This window comes from Sphingomonas olei (assembly GCF_045369765.1).
Lineage (GTDB): Bacteria > Pseudomonadota > Alphaproteobacteria > Sphingomonadales > Sphingomonadaceae > Sphingomonas > Sphingomonas panaciterrae.
In genome coordinates this window covers 1-2,498 of record NZ_JBIQEU010000056.1, presented here as the reverse complement: position 1 = coordinate 2,498, position 2,498 = coordinate 1, and the positions used below count along the sequence as shown (strand labels likewise).

1 protein-coding gene and 1 pseudogene are annotated in these 2,498 nt (G+C 63.3%); both read right to left on the bottom strand.

All coding sequences use genetic code 11. From position 1 onward, the window contains the following. Positions 1 to 285: 285 nt before the first annotated feature. Positions 286 to 1,118 (bottom strand): annotated as a pseudogene (locus ACH0BU_RS17955) (IS3 family transposase); the annotation flags it as partial. Between the two features lie 430 nt (positions 1,119 to 1,548). Next, the gene (locus tag ACH0BU_RS17950) at positions 1,549 to 2,397 is read right to left on the bottom strand and encodes a DUF4396 domain-containing protein (RefSeq protein WP_500264465.1); all 849 of its coding nucleotides are present in this window, start codon (positions 2,395 to 2,397) and stop codon (positions 1,549 to 1,551) included. Between the last annotated feature and the right edge of the window lie 101 nt (positions 2,398 to 2,498).

Below are 2,498 nucleotides of genomic sequence, written 5' to 3'. Positions count from 1 at the left end.
AGACCAACGGGATGAGGGGTCCCTTTTCGACGCCGATCACCCCGCTACCGGGGTCCCTTTTCCACGCCGATCCACATGTTCGGGCCTTCCATCCGGCACCCGCATCTCATTTTAAGGACGGTGAGGACCACGACCGAAGCGGCCGCTGGATCCTGTGTTTGCTATGGCCGAGAGCGCTTTCCTTGACGATGGAAGCCATCTGGATCAGAATAACATCAGCGCTGATCGTGATTGGCGCAATGAGACCTGCTGGCCGTTTGCCGCCGCTGCTTCCCGACCTAGGACGTTGTCCGACCTGATATGCGCGGGCGGACCACGCTCGATGAACAACTCGGCCAGCGCTGCCAGTACGTCTTCGTGTTTGAGCTGGCGCGCGACGACGAGTGCCAGGCACTCCCTGCTCGCCTCGTCGATAATGGTAAGGATGCGGAACTTGCGTCCGTCATGGGTGCGTTCCTCGACGAAGTCGTAAGCCCAGACATGCCCCGGATACTCCGGCCGCAACCGGATGCACGAGCCATCGTTCAGCCATAACCGGCCGCGTTTCGGCTGGCGCTGCGGCACCTTCAGCCCCTCGCGTCGCCAGATCCGTTCCACCCGTTTATGGTTCACCGACCAACCCGCCGCATGCAGCAGCGCCGTCACCCGGCGATAGCCGTAGCGCCCGTACTGCCTGGCAAGGGCGATGATATCCTCGGTGAGCGCCAACTCGTCATCTGCCCCGAACGGCACCTTGCGCTGCGTCGACCGGTGCTGGCCGAGCACGCGGCACACCCGCCGCTCGGATACATCCAGCACCTCCCGGACCTGGTCGATGCAGCGCCGACGCCGTGCGGGGCTCAGAAGTTTCCCTTGGCTGCCTCCTGCAGGATGAGCTTGTCCAGCGTCAGATCCGAGATCGCCCGGCGCAGCCGCAGGTTCTCCTTTTCCAGATCCTTCATCCGCCGAGCCTGATCGGTCTTCAGGCCACCATATTCCTTGCGCCAGCGGTAGTAGGTCTGCTCGCTGACCGCGATGCGCCGACAGGCCTCGGCGGTCGTGCCGCCCTGACCCAGCATGATCTCAACCTCACGTAGCTTCCCGATAATCTCCTCGGGCTTGTGCTTCTTCGCAGGCATTCGTCGTCCCTTCCTTGGTCCAGACTGTAATAGTCGATGGACCACTCAGAAGGGGGCAGCTCAGGAGGACCAGCGATTCCTTCAAGGTCGTTGGCAACACGGCGATGGCACGTGTCGCCCGGTCCAGTTCCTGTCGATTGGCTACGGCGTCTTCAATCGCGTTTCGGTCTCCCGGGACAGCCTCGGCCTCCCTGCCAATTGGCACCGCCAATGACAAATTGCCGCACGGCGTGCTGGCCACCCATTTAAGGCAATGGTTCATCGCCATGTGAAGGCAGGGCACATGGCATTCGTGGCAGGGCGTCCATGCACGCCTTCATGTCGGGGTTGATCTGGTGCATCTCTCTACCTCCGTGTGAGTCCCCGCCTGCCCCTGATACGCGCGCCGCGGAATCACCCCTTGTCGCGATCTCCGTCGATCGAGGCGATGCTACATCGCCCATCGGCCGAACAGCGTTGCAACTATGATGCCCGCGCCAAGCATTAGGAGCGTCAGCGCCGTCATCGCGACGATCTGCGGTCCGGTCACGCGCGGGCCCGTCCCCATGCCGCTCATCCCTGCCATCGCATCGTGCTTCATGTCCGGCATCGGCGTAGCCGATTGCCGGTCCGCGGCGACCTCGTGCCCGCCATGCCCGAGTACGCGCACCGTGCCCATGCCGTGCTTCAACCGGACGCCGACAAGCCAAAGGTTGATAGGGTAGGCAACGGCGAAGCCGACAAGCGTCGCAAGCGACATGACGCCCCAAAAGCGAAGCGAGTTGGCGTGCATCGCAGCCATGTCCCGGCTCATCAACACCACCATCGTCGGGATCATGCCGGCCATAACGGCATTCATCGAAAGCCATTCGGGGATGAACGACATGCGAAGCGCCCCCCAATAGGAACCGCCCGCCATGTCGCGCATGAACAGCGCCTGGAAAATCAGCAGCCCGAACGCGAAGCCGAACACATATTCCGCAATCACGTCCTGCCACATCGGCAGGCCGAGTGCCGTGGTGATCGCGGCCGCGGCGATGACGCCGGTCGCGTCACCCGCCATGCAATGAATGGCCGACCCGAACGCCTGCTTCCAGAGCGGCCGAACGAAGTCCTCGTGCCGCTCGTTCGCCGGTTCCTGGCAGGACAGGACATAGGCCGCGGCCATGATCGGGCCGCCGTAGAGCGTGACCAGCAGCCACCCCCATTTCATCACCCGCAACTCGGGGTTGCGGGTGAAGGCATCCCACACGACGTAAGCGACCGATATCGCGGTCAGCACGAACCATCCGATCAACACGGCGTCGAGCCAGGGGGCCGGGGAAGGGGTCGGTTCCGGCTGAGGGCGAAATGACACCCTAAGCGAAATGGCCGGGTTTGGCTGGAGAACGGACTGGTGGC